General features: G+C 35.1%; 8 protein-coding genes. 7 read left to right on the top strand and 1 reads right to left on the bottom strand.

All coding sequences use genetic code 11. The features are described 5' to 3' along the window. Nucleotides 1-33: 33 nt before the first annotated feature. Nucleotides 34-705 carry a GTP cyclohydrolase I FolE gene (folE, locus tag IM755_RS05515; RefSeq protein ID WP_194094538.1) on the bottom strand — a complete coding sequence of 224 codons (672 nt, stop codon included), beginning with the start codon at nucleotides 703-705 and terminating at the stop codon, nucleotides 34-36. Nucleotides 706-864: 159 nt separating this feature from the next. Between folE and IM755_RS05510 the strand changes: the two genes are divergently transcribed. The 7 genes from IM755_RS05510 to IM755_RS05480 form a co-directional block, all read left to right on the top strand. Continuing rightward, on the top strand, nucleotides 865-1,278 hold the full coding sequence (locus IM755_RS05510; RefSeq protein ID WP_194094536.1) for a hypothetical protein: 414 nt from the start codon (nucleotides 865-867) through the stop codon (nucleotides 1,276-1,278). Nucleotides 1,279-1,285: 7 nt separating this feature from the next. Next, nucleotides 1,286-4,303: a gliding motility-associated C-terminal domain-containing protein gene (locus IM755_RS05505; RefSeq protein ID WP_194094534.1), complete on the top strand. Its 3,018-nt coding sequence runs from the start codon at nucleotides 1,286-1,288 to the stop codon at nucleotides 4,301-4,303. Nucleotides 4,304-4,364: 61 nt separating this feature from the next. Further along, nucleotides 4,365-5,285 (top strand): PorP/SprF family type IX secretion system membrane protein, encoded by a 921-nt coding sequence (locus IM755_RS05500; protein WP_194094532.1) that lies wholly within the window; start codon nucleotides 4,365-4,367, stop codon nucleotides 5,283-5,285. 20 nt (nucleotides 5,286-5,305) lie between these two features. Beyond that, a complete protein-coding gene (locus IM755_RS05495; RefSeq protein WP_194094530.1) occupies nucleotides 5,306-7,171 on the top strand; it encodes an OmpA family protein in 1,866 nt (621 codons plus the stop codon). Nucleotides 7,172-7,345: 174 nt separating this feature from the next. Continuing rightward, entirely contained in the window at nucleotides 7,346-15,139 is a 7,794-nt protein-coding gene (locus IM755_RS05490; RefSeq protein WP_194094528.1) for a PKD-like domain-containing protein, read from the top strand. 274 nt (nucleotides 15,140-15,413) lie between these two features. Then, nucleotides 15,414-15,698 (top strand): hypothetical protein, encoded by a 285-nt coding sequence (locus IM755_RS05485; protein ID WP_194094517.1) that lies wholly within the window; start codon nucleotides 15,414-15,416, stop codon nucleotides 15,696-15,698. 26 nt (nucleotides 15,699-15,724) lie between these two features. Beyond that, on the top strand, nucleotides 15,725-18,677 hold a 2,953-nt coding region (locus tag IM755_RS05480), incomplete at its 3' end, for a PKD domain-containing protein (RefSeq protein ID WP_194094515.1).

Below are 18,677 nucleotides of genomic sequence, written 5' to 3'. Positions count from 1 at the left end.
TTTATCTTAAAATTCTAATTTTAGAATTTTAAATTAAAACTGTGTATCTAACTTAATATAGTCTAAAAATTCTCTACGAACTTTATCTTCTTTGAATTTTCCACCAAATTCAGCAGTAACAGTACTACTTTCAATATCGCGAATTCCTCTAGAATTTACACATAAGTGTTTGGCATCAATCACGCACGCTACGTCTTCAGTTCCTAGTACTTTTTGAAGCTCTTGAACTATTTGAATATTCAAACGCTCTTGAACCTGAGGTCTTTTTGCATAGTAATCTACAATTCTGTTCATTTTAGATAAACCTACAACGGTACCATTAGAAATATAAGCCACATGAGCGCGACCTACAATAGGTAATAAATGATGTTCACAAGTTGAATAAACCACAATGTTTTTTTCAACTAACATTTCACCATATTTATATTTATTGTCAAATGTAGAAGAACTTGGTTTTTTGTTTGGATTTAAACCGCCAAAGATTTCTTTGACAAACATTTTAGCCACACGATTAGGTGTTCCTTTTAAACTGTCGTCTGTTAAATCTAAACCTAATGTGTTTAAAATATTTTCAACATCTTTTTTAATCAATTCAATTTTTTCTTCATCGGAAATAGCAAAGGCGTCATTACGCATTGGAGTTTGAGCACTCGTTGCAATATGATCGTTTCCTAATTCATCCTGAAAATCCTCGTTTTGTATCATTTTAACTAATTAGTTTTAATAGCAATTTTTAAAGTTTGGCAAAGATAAATAATAAACTTTAGATTTTATTTGCAAATGTTAATTATTAAAAAAAAAGTGTTTAGCTTTAAATTTTTGTTAAATTTGTGGTTCTATAAACTAACTATCAAACTATAAAAAATGAAAAAAGTTTTACTTTTTGGTGTCTTTTTATTGTTTCAATATGGTTTTTCGCAAACTAATTTGGATAAAAATGATGCCGTTTTGAAAGGGGTTAAAATTGAAAACTTTCAAGACCCAAAATTAGATTTTATCAATAACGCAAAAATTTCTTGGGATTTTTCTACACTTGATTTAACTAATAAAAAAATTACTATTGAAGTAGTAACCATTTTCGATTGCTTTAATGGAGAAAATGCTTCTGATTTCAAAGAAACTATTGCCGTTTTAAACAAAGATAATTTTGTTGTAAAAGGAAGTCGTGATTTAATTCACGTTGAAGTGGGAGCAAAGTGTCTTAAATGGAGAGTTGTTGTAATTGAAAACAACGAAACTAAAGTTTCCAATTGGTCTTATTTCTCATTTCTAAAATAATAGGATTATGAAATTACTTTACAAAATATTATTTTTATTAAGCTTTAGTTTTTCATTTGGTCAATCGTCAACTTGTGCGAACGCAGCAGCTATGTGTTCAGGTAATCAAGGACCATTCAATAATACTACGGGTGTTGCGAGTTTTGGTAGCTTAGGGTGTCTAGGTAGTACTCCAAATCCTGCTTGGTTTTATATGCAAGTAGGAACCTCTGGGAATATGAATTTCCAATTGTCTCAAATACGTACTAGTAATGGTGCAGGAATTGATGTGGATTTTATTCTGTGGGGTCCATTTAATTCATTGTCAGGAATTTGTAATAATTTAGCTTTGTATTCTCCAGGTTATACAGGAGCAAATAACGTAGTAGCTTGTAGTTATTCAACGGCAGCTATTGAGAATTTTACAATTCCAAATGCGGTCGCAGGTCAGTTTTACATGTTGTTAGTTACTAACTTTTCTGGACAAGCGGGAACTTATACCTTAAATCAAACTGGTGGAACGGGAGCTTTAAGTTGTGATATCGTTTGCGGTGTTCGTTTAGGTCCAGACAGAATTTTATGTGGAGCTGCCACAAGTGTTACTTTGACAGCTAATTTTTTACAAGCACCTGCAGTTCCTGGTTCTCCTGTTTATTCATGGTTTAGAAATGGTATTTTACAGTATACAACACCTACAAATTCTACAACAGTTAATCAAAGCGGTACATGGCGAGTAAGTGTAACAAGGCCAGGATGTTCGGATGTGGCAACAGACGAAGTGGAAGTTCAATTTATTGGAGCCGTCCCTTTTAATGATATTGGCCCCATAGTGGCAACACCTGGTGCCTGTAACCCAGTAATTGATTTGACTTCTTATCAAGCAGCTTGGGTTGCACCATATGATCCTGCAAGTTTTGTATTTGTTTTTTATGATCAAAATGCAAATGTTATTACAAACCCATCATCATTTACTCCAACTTCTTCATCTTCTGTTTTTGTAGAAATCAATGCAGGTCCTTGTAATGTCGTGGAAGAAGTAAATGTAATTGTAAGTTGTGTGCCTCCTACTTGTTCAATAAATCTGACATCTCCAGCAGGAACTAATAACCAAGTTCTTTGTCTAGGTACTGCACTTAATAATATTATTTACACAACAAGTGGAGATGCTACGGGTGTTACAGTTACGGGGCTACCAACAGGTTTAACAACTAACTATGCTTCTAATAATTTTACTATTAGTGGTACACCAACACAAACAGGAACTTTTAACTATACAGTTACAACTGTTGGTTGTTCAGTAAATGCAACTCAAAACGGTACTATTACTGTTTTTGCAGTTCCAGCAATTCCAACAATTACTCCTATTTCTCCAACATGTTCAGCAGATGGCTCAAGTGTAATCTCTAACTATGATAGTGGAGTTACTTATGTGTTTACTCCAGCTGGTCCTTCAGTAGCAGCGGGTGGTGAAATTTCTGGAATGGTAACGGGAACTAGCTATACAGTTTTAGCAACTAATGGAACATGTTCATCAACAGCTTCATCTTCGTTTGTAAATAATATGATGATCGCTACACCTAACGTTCCGACTGTTTCGATTACAGCGGAAACATGTTCTTCAGCTGGTGTTGCAACTATTTCAAATTATGACGCTAGTGTTTCATATATTTTTACACCTACAGGACCAACAGTAAATGCTGTAGGTTTAATTTCGGGAATGGTAGTTGGAACTAGTTATGTTGTTTCTGCCTCTAATGGAGTTTGTACTTCAGCTAATTCATCATCATTTAGTGTTAGTGCAGTTTTACCAACTCCATCAACTCCTACAATTAATACTGTAGCTCCTAGTTGTGTGGTTGATGGTTCAAGTTCGATTTCTAATTATAATGGAAGTTTAACCTATACATTTACACCAGCCGGTCCTTCAGTTGGAGTAGGTGGTGCTATCACAGGAATGATTACTGGAACGAGTTATACGGTTGTTTCTAATAATGGAACTTGTTCTTCATTATCATCTGCATCTTTTGCTAATGCAGCTCAATTATCTATTCCAGTTACACCTACCATTTCTGTTGCAGCAGCAACTTGTTCTTCAAATGAAGTAGCAACGATAACAAATTATGTTGTAGGCTTAACATATGTATTTACTCCTTCAGGTCCTACTGTTAATGCTAGTGGTGTTATATCGGGAATGACAGTGGGTACAAACTATGTTGTTGCAGCAAGTAACGGAAGTTGTTCTTCTGCGGATTCAAGTTCATTCTCGATAAATGCAATGTTAGCGGCGCCAGCTACACCAACTATTACTTCTGTAGCGGCTACCTGTCTTGTTGCGGGAAGTTCTTCTATATCAAATTACAATGCAACTTTTACATATACTTTTAATCCTACAGGACCAACAGTAGGTGCAGGTGGTGTAATTACTGGCATGACAATAGGTTCGCCTTATACAGTTACTTCTTTTAATGGTACTTGTACATCAAGTGCTTCTTTACCATTCTCTAATGCTAATATTTTATCTAGCCCAGTAGCGCCAACTTTATCTGTAGTTGATCCTCTTATTTGTTCAGGAGAAATCGCAATTTTCCAAATAAATGGAACTGCTAATAATGTTGTTACTTATTCTATTAATGGAGGAACCAACCAAACAGTTACTTTAAATGCTTCAGGTTCTTCAACTGTAGAATTTGAAAGTTCAACAACTAATGTTGTAATTGAATTATCAAATATTAGTAATGGTAATTGTTCGCTAGCTCTTACTGATGTAGCTACAGTTACTGTTGAATCTTGTTCAATTCCAAAAGGAATTTCTCCTAATGGTGACGGTCTAAACGATAACTGGGATTTATCGGCCTATAATATTAAAAAGGTTGAAATCTTTAATAGATACGGAACAAAAGTATACTCTAAATCAAATTATGAAAATGAATGGTTTGGTCAATCTGATAGCGGAAATGAGTTGCCAGATGGTACCTACTATTTTGTAATTGATTTTACAGATTTAGAGACGAAAACAGGTTGGATTTATATAAATAGAGAACGATAATAAAAAAAAGAATAGCTGTTGCGTTAAGTGGCAGTATTCTTAAAAAAAACATATAATAATAATGAAGAAACTATTTTTAGTAACTTTAGGAATAATTGCCTTTTCGGCAGATTTACAAGCCCAGCAAGACCCACATTACACGCAATACATGTATAACATGAGTGTAATGAACCCGGCATATGCTGGTAGTAAGGAGAATTTATCGATGGGATTGTTATACAGAAAGCAATGGGTTGAGATAGAGGATGCGCCGACAACTGGGACGTTTTTTGGACATGCCCCAGTTGGTAAGAATGTAGGTATGGGTTTATCCTTTATAAACGATAAGATTGGTCCTGTAGAGGAGAATAATATTTATGCAGATTTCTCTTATACATTAAATTTAGGAGGGGAACACAAATTAGCATTTGGAATAAAAACAGGTCTTACTTTGCATAAAGTTGGTTTGTATGACGATGTTTATTCAACGTTACCTGATGCAAATGATCCTGCTTTTTCAGAAAACACGAGCAATTCATATTTTAATATTGGATCTGGATTTTTCTATTATACAAATAAGTATTACTTAGGATTTTCGGTTCCGAATTTAATGAAGTCAAAACATTTAGATTTTAATGGAAGAGAATTTGGATCAGAAGTATCGCATTACTTTTTAACGGGAGGATATGTGTTTGATATCAATGATAACGTAAAATTCAAACCATTTTTCATGATGAAGTCAGCCTTTAATGCTCCAACATCATTGGATTTGTCAACAAACTTCTTGTTTAATCAGAAGTTTGAGATAGGCGCTACGTATCGTTTAGAAGACAGTTTTGGTGCGATGGTAAATTATGCAATAACGCCTAATTTAAAATTAGGATATGCTTATGATCATATTGTGTCTGATTTGAACGTAACCACACCATCATCACACGAGATTATATTGTTGTTTGATTTGAACTTCCCGAAAAAAGTATCAAGTTCACCGAGATTCTTCTAACCTAAACCAACCAAAGTACAATGAGAAATTTATATGTAACATTAAGTTTTGTGATGGTAAGTGGAATACTTAGTGCACAAAATCAAAATACAAAAACAGCAGATAAGTTATTCGATAGATACGAATATGTAGATGCTGCTAAAGAATATTTAAAATTAGCCGAAGGCAGTAAAGCGGATAACTACGTTTACAAGCAATTAGCAGAGAGCTACTATAATGTTTTCAATACGAAAGAAGCCGTAAAATGGTACGCTAAAGTAGTAGAGCAAAAGCAAGATGCAGAAACGTATTACAAATATGCCCAAATGCTAAAAGCAGAAGGTAACTTTAAGGAAGCCGACAAACAAATGCAACAATTTGCACAATTGGCACCAAACGACCAAAGAGCAAAAACATTTGTAAGCAATCCAAACTACCTTCCAGAATTGAAAGGACAAACGAAATTATACGACATTGCTAAATCAGATGTAAGTAGCGATAAAACCGATTTTGGAGCAGTGCTTACCAATGACAACAATGTATATTTTGCAAGTGCTAGAAACACCTCAAAAAGAAACAGTAACTTTAACGATGAGCCTTATTTAGATATTTATAAAGCTACTTACAATGCTAACGGAACTATTAGCGAAGCTGTGGCAGTAGATAACTTAAACACTAAATGGCACGATGGACCGGTAAGTATTACAAACGATGGTAATACAATGTACTATGGTAGTGAGAGTTTTAATGAGAAAGAATATGTAAAGGATAAAGCTAAAAAAGCAAAGTTTGGAAAAATTTACTTGTATAAAGCTACAAAACAAGGCGATACATGGTCAAACAGCAAACCACTTCCTTTTAACAATAAAGAATATGATGTTAGAAATCCAAGCATTAGCAAAGATGGAAAAACATTGTACTTCTCATCAAACATGCCAGGCGGTTTTGGAGGTGAAGACATTTGGAAAGTAGCAGTAAACGGTGACGAATATGGTACACCAGAAAACTTAGGAGCAAAAGTAAACACTGAGGCAAACGAGAGTTTTCCATTTATTACAGATGATAATGTATTGTTTTTCTCATCAAACGGAAAAACCGGATTTGGAGGATTGGATGTCTTCAAAATGGATTTAAACAAAGGTTCAGAAGCGATGAATGTTGGCGAACCAGTAAACACTTCAAAAGACGATTTTGCATTCACATACAACGCTACTAAGAAAGTTGGATTTTTCTCAAGTAATAGAGATGGAGTAGATAACATCTACAAAGCGGATCCCGTATGTAACGTACAAGCTTTAGTTCGAGTAAAAGATGCTAAAACAGGAAAAGTTATCGAAGGCGCTACAGTATTGTTAGTAGATGAGAAACAAAAAACAGTTTCAAATCAAGTAACGGCATTAAATGGAGAAACGTTGACAGGCGTTTTATGTAATACCGCTTATAGTGCTCAAGTATCAAAACAAGGATACGAAAGTGGTGTGTTTGAGGTTGCAAAAGCAGAAAATGAGCAAGTGGTTGTGGAAGCTTTGTTAACCCCAATCATGCCAATCATCACAGAGAGAGAAGTTATTTTACAACCTATTTATTTTGAGTTCAACAAAAGCAATATTACAGCAGAAGGAGCAGCTGAGTTAGATAAGTTAGTAATGGTGATGAACGAATATCCAAATATGGTCATCTTCGCAAAATCACATACAGATAGTAGAGGAAGTGATAAGTACAACATGATTTTATCAGAAAGAAGAGCAAAATCGACTGTTCAATACTTAATCAGCAAAGGAATAGCAAAAGACAGAATTTCAGGACAAGGTTTTGGAGAAAGCGAACCAAAAGTAGCTTGTAAACCATGTACTGAAGAACAATATGCACAAAACAGAAGAAGTGAATTCTTAATTGTTAAGAAATAGTTTTTGTTAAATTTTATGATGCACACATTTCTTTATGTTTGATAAAAGAGATGTGTGTATTCTCGTTAAATTATGTATTTAATCTATAAAATATGTATTTCATCGATTAAAACAAATGACGTTAAATAATTGTGTAAATTTGAAATTAAAGAATTGTAATTATAAAAAGAAATAATGAAAAGAATTTTACTTTTAACAATGGTATTTTTTTCTATCTTCAGTTATGCTCAGTTTCCTGAAGGTTTTGAAGGTGCTGCTTTTCCTCCTGCTGGTTGGGTTGTTGAAGATAATGGAGTTGGTACAGCACAAAGCTGGGGAAGAACAAATGCTACTGGTTTTGGTTGGGTACATCAAGGAACCTGGTCGGCGATGGTTAACCGTGATGGTGGTGCAACTTCCGCTGGTTTAGCCCAAGATTGGTTAATAACTCCTCAAGTTACAGTTCCGGCAAATGGACAGATTAGATTTTATTCAAGATCGGGTTCAAACGGGGAGCAAGGAAGTGTGTATAAGGTGTTGATGTCAACAACAACTCAAAATAGAGCCGCTTTTACCACAACATTAGCTACTTATACAGAGCTTGATATTCAAAATTTACCATTTCAACAGTTTTTCATTTTGCTTAATGCTTATGCTGGACAAAATGTTTATTTTGCTTTTGTCATGGAAGTTAATAATGGATTAGGTGATAGATGGATTTTAGACGATGTTAAAGTTGATCAACAATGTTTGGCACCAACAGCTTTAAATGTTACGCCATTTTCAACAACAGCCAATTTGTCTTGGACAAGTCCAAATCCTGCAGGACCATGGCAAATAGAGTACGGACCGCAAGGATTTGTTCAAGGGACGGGAACTATTGTAAATAATATTTTAACTAATTCATATACTTTAACAGGATTATCACCTTTAACATCTTATAGTTATTATGTTAGGACTATTTGTGAGGCTGATAATGTTAGTCCGTGGTCTGTAGTAAGAAATTTTACTACTACCTCTGCACCGCCTATTTGTGGGGGTAATTTTATTGATTCTGGAGGTGCAACTGGTGATTATCAGAATAGTGAAAATATTACAACTGTAATTTGTCCTACGGTACCGGGTGAATTAGTTACTGTTACTTTTACCTCTTTTAATACTGAATCTGGATGGGATTTCTTAAGGATATATGATGGAAATAGTACAGCTGCAACTTTATTAGGAACTTATTCTGGAACTACTTTGCCTCCAACTTTCACAGCAACTTCAGCAAGTGGATGTTTAACATTTAATTTTACTTCTGATACTTCTGTAATAAGATCTGGATGGACTGCGAATATAACTTGTGCTCCTGCACCAACTTGTCCAAGACCAACTGGTATAACAGCGACAAGTATTACATCAAGTTCAATGTTAGTTAGTTGGACAAACAATGCGCCAGCTGCAACATCTTACGAGGTAATTTGGTTACCTGCAGGTTCACCACCTCCAACTTTGGCCTCAGTTGGGCAAATTACAACAGCTACATCTTATACAATTACAGGTTTGAATTCCCAAACTTCTTATGATGTTTATGTGAGAGCTAGATGTCAACCAGGAGGAACTGATATTGGAGATTGGTCTGTGAAAGGAACATTTAGAACCTTACCAAATTATTGTGGTGGTGATCATTACTATGACCCAGGAGGACCAACTGGTAATTATCCAGATAATGTAACTGCTGCAAATGGTACAACTACTATTTGTCCGCAGAATCCAGGAGAAGTAGTTACTGTTTATTTCAACTCATTCAATTTAATTAGTAGTATAAATGATTCACTTACAATTTATGATGGAGATTCTGCAACTGGTACTCCAGTAGGAACTTATTTTGGAACAAATATTATTCCTTCATATACATCAACTTCACCAACGGGATGTTTAACCTTTGTTTTTGTATCAAATGGTTCTCAAAATGCCGCTGGTTGGGATGCTACAATTTTGTGTGGACCACCATGTCCTTCTATTACATCTGTTTTAAATTCTTCTACTCCTGCTGCAGGTGCTGAAAATGTAATACGAGTTTGTCAAGGTCAAACGGTTAATTTTACAGGAAGTGGTATTTTTGCTGCGAGTGGGACAGGTGCAACTTACACTTGGAATTTTGGTGATAATACAACAGCTAATGGACAATCAGTTTCTCATGCCTTTACAAATCCTGGTATTTATTTAGTTAATCTATTTATTACGGATGCAAATGGTTGTAGAAACTCTAATCGAATAAATCAATTAGTATACGTTTCTACTACTCCTACCTTTAGTACTACAGTTTCAGATAATGAAATTTGTTTAGGTCAAAGTGCAACGATAACTGCTTCTGCAACTCCAAATACTTTTACAAAAGAATGTGCTCCTCCAGTAAGTGGAACAACATTTTTACCTGATGGTAGTGGGGTTTCTTATCAAACTTCAATACCTGTGGACTGTTTTCCTTTTGGATCTACCATTACTTCTGCTAGTCAAATAACTTCAGTTTGTATTAATATGGAACATTCCTACTTAGGAGATTTAGAAATTAGACTGGTGAGTCCAACAGGACAGTCTATTATATTAAAAGCTTATCCAGGTGGTGGTGGAACCTATTTAGGATGTCCTTTAGATGATCCAGCTGTTGGACCGGGAACTGGAAGAAATTATTGTTTTACTCCAACAGCAACTACTTTAATGGTGAATGGAGCTACTACAGCTTGTGGAACACCAAGTGTTGGTTCAATAAATGCAGGTAATTATATGCCTGTTAATCCATTTACAAATTTGATAGGTAGTGCTTTAAATGGAAACTGGTCATTAATTGTTACAGATAATTTAGGAATTGATAATGGTTATATTTTTAACTGGAGTATTAATTTTGATAGCTCATTAATACCTTCAGATTACCAATTTACACCTGTTTTATCTAGTGGAAGTTGGACTCCAAATGCAGATATTACTAATGTAAGTGGTAATCAAATTACTGTAACACCAACTACTGTAGGTAATCATTGTTATACGTATAATGTGACAGATGATTTTGGTTGTACTTATTCACGTCAAGTTTGTTTAGATGTAGTTCCTGGTGTTGAATTTACTGATATAACAGTTTCGCCTACTCAAATTTGTAATGGGGGTGATGCAGTATATACTTTTACAGGTACTCCTAATGCAATAGTTACTTATAATATAAATGGAGGAGCTAATCAAACAATTACGTTAGATGGAACAGGATCCGCTACATTAACTTTAACGGGTTTAAATCTTACTACAGACATAAATGTTACTTACATGACAGCTCCATCAGTTCCTACTGCTGGAAATGCAATTGCTGCTGTTGGAGGTGTTAATCCAAATAATTCTACTGGAGCTATATTGGCTGCTGGTACAACTGCTAATACAGCAAATTCAACGACTATTAATTCTTCAAATACAACAGTTACATTAACATTGGCTCATATAGTGCCAGCAGGTACACCAATAACTGTTAGTCTTGCAAAAAACACTACTACAGGAGCTGTTAATATTGTAGATGGTCCTTCGACTCTACTTTTTAATACAGGAGCAATTAATATTTTGCAGCATGTAACTTTTATAAAAGGTACGACTTCAAATACTATTACAATTAATAGAGCAAATGGTACTGTTTTCTTAGATGGTGTTTCATACAATTATAATGAGTTAGGTTGTGATAGACCATTAAATGATTCTGCTTCAGTAGTTGTTTATGCTACGCCTGCTGTTACAGTTTCTCCTGCAACTTGTACTGCAGATGGTTCAGCAATAATTACAAATTATAATCCTAGTTTTACATATTTATTTAGTCCTACAGGTCCAAGTATTGATTCAAGCGGTGCTATTCTTAATGCTGTTTTTGGAACTTCATATACTGTTGCATTAGATAATGTTGCTTGTACGACAAGTCCTTCGCCATTTGTTATTGATGCTATGTTACAAAATTTACCAACACCAATTATAAATAGTACTCCTCCTACATGTTTAGCAGATGGTTTTAGTACGATTACAAATTATGATGGAACTGCAACTTATACATTTACACCTACAGGACCTTCGGTTGATACTACAGGTTTGATAACAGGGATGGTTTTTGGTAATAGTTACACTGTAATAGCTTCGAATACAACATGTGATTCAAATCCTTCGACACCGTTCAGTAATTTAATTATGTTGGTTACGCCAGTTGTTCCAACAGTTTCTGTAACGCCTCCAACATGTGCGGCAAATGGATTTGCTACGATTACAAATTATGATCCAGCAATTACTTATGTGTTTACCCCAGCAGGTCCAACTGTAGATGCTTCTGGTGTAATATCAGGAATGGCATTCAGTACAAATTATGAAGTAGCTGCTTCAAACGGTAGTTGTACCTCTGTAAACTCTGCTATTTTTACAATAGATCCAATTTTAGTAACACCAGCTGTTCCAGTTATTTCAATGACAGCACCAACGTGTTTAGCAGATGGATTTAGTACAATTACAAATTACGACGCTACTCTTACCTATGTATTTAATCCAGCAGGACCAACTGTTGATGCTACTGGTTTAATTTCAGGAATGACATTGAATACACTTTATGAAGTAACAGCTTCAAATGCAACGTGTACATCAGCTGCTTCGGCTCAATTTAATAATTTGGTTATGTTGGTAACGCCAGTTGTTCCAACAGTTTCTGTAACGCCTCCAACATGTGCGGCAAATGGATTTGCAACGATTACAAATTATGATCCAGCAATTACTTATGTGTTTACACCAACAGGTCCAACTGTAGATGCTTCAGGTGTTATATCAGGAATGGTTTTGAATACAAATTATGAAGTGGCGGCTTCAAATGGAAGTTGTACTTCTGTAAACTCTGCTATTTTTACAATAAATCCAATTTTAGTAACACCGGCTATTCCAGTTATTTCAATGACAGCGCCAACGTGTTTAGCAGACGGATTTAGTACAATTACAAATTACGATGCTACTCTTACCTATGTATTTAATCCAGCAGGACCAACTGTTGATGCTACTGGTTTAATTTCAGGAATGACATTGAATACACTTTATGAAGTAACAGCTTCAAATGCAACGTGTACATCAGTTGCTTCGGCTCAATTTAATAATTTGGTTATGTTGGTAACGCCAGTTGTTCCAACAGTTTCTGTAACGCCTCCAACATGTGCGGCAAATGGATTTGCAACGATTACAAATTATGATCCAGCAATTACTTATGTGTTTACACCAACAGGTCCAACTGTGGATGCTTCAGGTGTTATATCAGGAATGGTTTTGAATACAAATTATGAAGTGGCGGCTTCAAATGGAAGTTGTACTTCTGTAAACTCTGCTATTTTTACAATAAATCCAATTTTAGTAACACCGGCTATTCCAGTTATTTCAATGACAGCGCCAACGTGTTTAGCAGACGGATTTAGTACAATTACAAATTACGATGCTACTCTTACCTATGTATTTAATCCAGCAGGACCAACTGTAGATGCTACTGGTTTAATTTCAGGAATGACATTAAATACACTATATGAAGTAACAGCGTCAAATGCAACGTGTACATCAGTTGCTTCGGCTCAGTTTAACAATTTGGTTATGTTGGTTACACCAGTTGTTCCAACAGTTTCTATTACTGCGCCAACATGTACGGCTGATGGATTTGCTACAATTACAAATTATGATCCAGCAATTACTTATGTGTTTACACCAGCAGGACCTACGGTAGGAACAGGAGGAGTTATCTCTAATGCTCTATTGAATACAAATTATCAAGTTGCTGCTTCAAATGGAAGTTGTACTTCTGCTAATTCTTCTCAATTTAGTGTTTTACCTATTTTACCTAAACCTGTTTTAGTAAATATTGTTTCAAACAATGCAATTTGTGAAGGCACTTCTGGTACTATTACAATTACAGCAACTCCAAATTCGGTTGTTACCTATAATATTGATGGAGGAGCAAATCAAACTGTAAATATTAATAATACGGGTACAGTTACTATTGCAACACCTATTTTATTATCAAATAGTATTTACAATGTTGTTTATGTCCAATCAACAATTGCACCATTTTGTGGTCAAAATCAATCGGGAAGCGCTACAGTTATTGTAAATCCGATACCTGATGTAATTATTACTCCAACTCAAACCACTATTTGTTCAGGAACTTCTACGAGTATTAATTTAAGTAGTACGGTTTCGGGTACAACATTTACTTGGGTTGTGGTTCAGCAATCTAATGTAACAGGTGCTTCAAATGGAAGTGGAAATGTTATTTCACAGGTGTTAACGAGTACTTTAACAGGTAACGGTTATGTAGATTACTTAGTTACTCCAACATCAAATGGTTGTGTTGGTCCAGCTCAGTCAATAAGAATTAATGTTACACCTCGACCTAATGTTACAGCAATCAATAATAATCCAACTTTTTGTTCAGGTGGAGTTACTGATATTCAGTTAAGTAGTAATAATGTTCCTGGAGCTGTGTTTTCATGGACAGTAACTGGAGGGAATGTTTTAGGTGCAGCTGGAGGTACTGGTACAAGTATAAATCAAATTTTAACAGTAAGTCCAGGTACTACAACTACTGTGGAAGTCGTTTATACTATAATTGCAGAAGCCAATGGATGTTCAGGACCACCACAAATAGTTCGTGTATATGTGAATCCAATTCCAGATTTAATTTTAGCTAATAGTACTGTTCCTTTATGTTCAGGCGATTCTACAAATATTTCGTTTACAGGTACAGTACCAGGAACAGTATTTAATTGGGTTGTTTTAAATAGTACTGGAGTTTTTGGTGCATCAAATGGAACAGGTACTAGTATTCAGCAAGTATTGACTGCCACAAGTCTTTCACAGGGTTCTGTAACGTACCAAATAACACCTACTTTTAACGGTTGTACGGGAGCTTCACAGACAGTTACAGTTATAGTGAATCCTCGTCCAGAATTGTTTGCAAATCCAATTCATCCGCCAATATGTAGTGGTGTTCTTTCGACTAATATATTTTTATCAACATTTAATGCAAGTACTGTATTTAACTGGACAGTAAATTCTGTTGGAGTTAATGGTGCAACTGCTGGAAGTGCTCCAGGACCTACATATACTATTATTCAAAACTTAACGACTTCAGTTGATAATGTAGCTGGTTATGTAGATTATATAATTACTCCAACATTTGCTGGATGTTCAGGTACACCAATTACTGTAAGAGTAGTTGTTAATCCTTTACCAAAACCAGTTTTAACTGATGGATCAATTTGTGTGGATGAATTTGGTGTTCCATTCCAATCGTATACATTAGATTCAGGATTGGATAATGCTAATTATGATTTTGTATGGTATTTTAATGGAGTAGCTATCCCAAATTCAAATAACTCAACATATACAGCAAATGCTGTCGGTACTTATGGTGTTATAGCAACGAATAGTTCAACTAACTGTGTGTCTTCTACGGTTGCTAATATGGTTACTGCTACAGTAGGTTCAACAGTACCAGCTTCTGGATTAACAGTTACTCAAACTGGTTATTTTAGTGGTAATGCAACATTAGTTGTTAATGTAACTGGAGGTTCTGGTACATTGATGTATTCGTTAGATGAAGGTACATTGCAAACATCAAATGTGTTCACAAATGTTAGTGCTGGACCACATAAGATAACGGTAATTGACACTCAAGGTTGTACATATTTTACTTATGATGTTTTTGTTATAGGGTATCCTCAATATTTTACACCAAATGGCGATGGTATTAACGATACTTGGTACATCGATGGTTTACAAAATACGGATGTAATTTACATTTTCGACCGATATGGAAAATTAATTAAACAATTGAGAGGTATTGAAGGATGGGATGGTACTTATAATCAAGAAAACCTTCCGTCAACTGATTACTGGTTCACTGTTGATTATTTAGAAAATGGAGTTAAAAAACAATTTAAAGCACATTTTGCGTTGAAGCGTTAATTTTATCGATATATATTATTTATAAACCACCTCAAAAGAGGTGGTTTTTTTTGTTAAAAATATTGTTCATTTTGGTATTTGTAATACTTTATCCTTTGTTTTGCTGATATTATTAAATAAATTTAAAATATTATAGTTAAAAATTTGAAAATTCAAAAAATATTTTAATATTTGTTTATTAACAAAACTTTAATAATTAATTGTTTTTTTAACATAATATTAATATTTAAAGGTTTGTTATGAAATTTGAATTCAACCCAAAATAAACGTATTTATGAAAATTTTTTTAATGATTTTTTTCAGTATTTTTTCCTTTTGTGCTTCAGCTCAGGAAAAGGGAAATAAAGTTGCTAATCCAAAAAATAGCAGTGTAAAAAACACAAAAAACGTTGTTGTTTCTAAATCAAATGATGATAATTTGAAGGAGATTAATAGATCTACGGATAAAAAGAGTTATCCAGATAATGTTAAAGCAGCTCCAGAAGAATTTTATATAGTAAATGATAAGCCGGTTGATAGGGTTACTTATTTAAAATATTTAAGAGCCAATAAAAAATAATATTTCTAATACTAAAATATAAGAATATGGGATTTAAAAATTACTTAGCTATTGTAGTATTATTTATATTGGGTAATGTACAAAACATATTTGCTCAACCTTCTAATGATGCGTGTGCAAGCGCAATTCCATTGACGGTTACTAATGGGTCATGTAGTTCAATACTCTATACAAATGTTGCAGCAACAACGGTTGGTTCAGATCCAGCCCCTGCATGTTGGTCTCCAGCTACTAGAAGTCATACAGTATGGTTTTCATTTGTAGCAACAACTGCTGATATAGAATTGTCAACTAATTTTGCTGGTACATTAGCAAATACTCAAATTGGGGTTTATAGCGGTACTTGCGGATCTTTGACTCAGTTAGCATGTCAAGAAGATGTAAATACTGCTGGTGGTTTATTGCATACAAATGTTATTTTACATGGTTTGACAATAGGTAATACTTATTATGTGATGGTTGATGGGAATGGGACTTCTACCGGAACATTTGGAATATGTGCTCAAGAGACTTTACCGGTTGCACCACCATCTCCTATTCAAGATTGTGATACTGCACAATTTTTATGTAACAAGAATAATGTTTCTATTCCTAATGGAACTGGAGGGCCTGGTTTGGTTCAGACAAATCCTTCTTGTTTTGGTTCTCCAGGAGAACGTGCTTCTTGGTGGTATACATTTACAGTTGCAACTTCAGGAACTTTAAATTTTACAATTACACCTAATGGATCTGTTGATTATGATTTTGCTGTTTATAATGTAACTACTGGTTGTCCAGGTACAGAGTTGGTTTGTAATTGGGATGGTACAACAGGGGCCACGGGTTTATGCGGTACTGCTTTTGGATGCGAAAATACAATCACTGTAACTGCAGGTCAAACATATGCTATTTTAGTTGATAGATATACATCAGCTTCTACTTTTGGATTTGTAATGGATTTTACCGGAACAACAGCAACATTTACAAGTCCTACGCCATCTTTCACTGCATCTGCAGCTTGTTTAGGTCAAGCAACAAATTTTACAAATACTACTATTGGTAGTAATACTTACAGTTGGAATTTTGGAGATGGCTTTACTTCTAACTTAGAAAACCCTTCTCATACTTATGCTGCAACTGGTACATATAATGTTACATTATTAGTGACAACTGTTCCCGGAGGATGTCAAAATCAAATTATTATTCCAGTTACTGTTAGTCCAATACCAACTGTAAATGCAGGTTCTGATACATCTACATGTTCAGGTGCTTGCGTAACCTTATCGGGAGCTACTAATGCTACTGGCTATACAGGGCCATTGTCTTTATCTAATACAACATCTTATACAATACCTGATAGTAGTACAACAGGAGTAAGCTCTCCAATTAATGTCACTGGGGTTCTTCCTGCTACAATTGGAGCAGGTTCGATAGCTTCTGTCTGTATTAATTTATCCCATGGATGGGATTCTGATTTAGATATCTTTTTAAGATGTCCTGATGGGACACTTTTAGAATTATCTACAGATAATGGTGGATCTGGTTCTAATTATACGAGTACATGTTTTACTCCAACTGCTGTAAATGTAATAGGCTCTGCAGGAAATACAACCCCGCCTTTTACCGGAACTTATGCCCCTGAACAAGCCTTTTCGACCTTAAATGGTTGTACGGCAAATGGAACTTGGGAACTTTTTGTGCAAGATGATCTTGGAGGGGTAACGGGTACAATTACAGGATGGACAATCACATTTAATAATACATATCCTCCTTTTGTTTGGTCGCCAACTACTGCAATGACAGGAGCTAATACTTTAACACCATCGGTTTGTCCCACATCTACAACGACTTATACATTAACAGCTTATGGAGCAGGTGGGTGTGTAGTAACTGATACTGTCTTGGTTACTGTAACTCCAGGTCCAACATTAACTTTAACATCGGCAGCGGCTACTACTAATCAATCTGTGTGTGCTAATTCTCCAATTACAAATATTACATATTCAGTTGCAGGTGGTGCAACAGGTGCTACAGTATCTGGATTGCCGGCTGGTGTTACAGGTTCTTACCTTGCAGGTGTTTTTACCATAAGTGGAACACCAACGACTCCAGGAACATATAATTATACTGTTACTACTACTGGAGGTGGTTGTACTGCAGCAACAGCAACGGGTGTTATTAATGTAAATAATGCGCCAGTTTTAACTAGTATTACATCAACAACTCCAATTTGTTCAGGGAATAATGCTGTATTTAATCTTACAGGAACTCCTAATGCAATTATTACATATAATATTAATGGAGGAACTTCTCAAACAATAACATTAAGCGCAGCTGGAACTGCGTCGGTAACAGTTCCATCTGTTGTAGCAAATACCACATTAAATGCAACTAATGTTGCAGCAGCAGGAACTTCTGTAATTGGAAATGGATTGTCTGCTTCTGGAGGGATTAATCCAACTAATGCTACTGGTGTAATATCGGCTTTAGGAGCTGCTGCTACTACTACAAATTGTTCCACAATAGATAATGCTAATAATACTCAAACAATAACTTTACAACATTTAGTTCCAGCAGGAACAATTATTACGATTAGTATTGCTAGAGATAATAATCAAGGTAGTGTAAATATATCTGATGGGACATCTAATATTGGAGCTTTTAGTGCTGGTCCAAATGATATTTTGCAACAGATTACTGTTACAACTACGGTTGCAACAAACACAATTGTAATTACAAGAGTAAATGGAACTACATGGGTTGATGGTGTTCAATATACAATAATTTTACCAGGTTGTTCAAATGCAATCACTTCATCAAATACTGTTGTTGTCTCTCCATTAAACACTATTGCAGCAGGAACAAGCCAAACGGTTTGTGTTAACAGTGCAATTACGAATATCACTTTAGCAACAACCGGAGCTACAGGCGCTACCTTTACTGGCTTACCAGCAGGAGTTACAGGTTCATGGGCAGCTAACGTTGTAACTATTAGTGGAA

Source organism: Flavobacterium proteolyticum, from assembly GCF_015223105.1.
GTDB lineage: Bacteria > Bacteroidota > Bacteroidia > Flavobacteriales > Flavobacteriaceae > Flavobacterium > Flavobacterium proteolyticum.
This window is presented reverse-complemented; position numbering and strand designations above follow the sequence as displayed.

Coding starts and splice junctions, on each gene's coding strand:
- IM755_RS05485 (WP_194094517.1), top strand. CDS start 15,414: ATGAAAATTTTTTTAATGATTTTTTTCAGTATTTTTTCCTTTTGTGCT.
- IM755_RS05510 (WP_194094536.1), top strand. CDS start 865: ATGAAAAAAGTTTTACTTTTTGGTGTCTTTTTATTGTTTCAATATGGT.
- IM755_RS05505 (WP_194094534.1), top strand. CDS start 1,286: ATGAAATTACTTTACAAAATATTATTTTTATTAAGCTTTAGTTTTTCA.
- IM755_RS05490 (WP_194094528.1), top strand. CDS start 7,346: ATGAAAAGAATTTTACTTTTAACAATGGTATTTTTTTCTATCTTCAGT.
- IM755_RS05500 (WP_194094532.1), top strand. CDS start 4,365: ATGAAGAAACTATTTTTAGTAACTTTAGGAATAATTGCCTTTTCGGCA.
- IM755_RS05495 (WP_194094530.1), top strand. CDS start 5,306: ATGAGAAATTTATATGTAACATTAAGTTTTGTGATGGTAAGTGGAATA.
- folE (WP_194094538.1), bottom strand. CDS start 705: ATGATACAAAACGAGGATTTTCAGGATGAATTAGGAAACGATCATATT.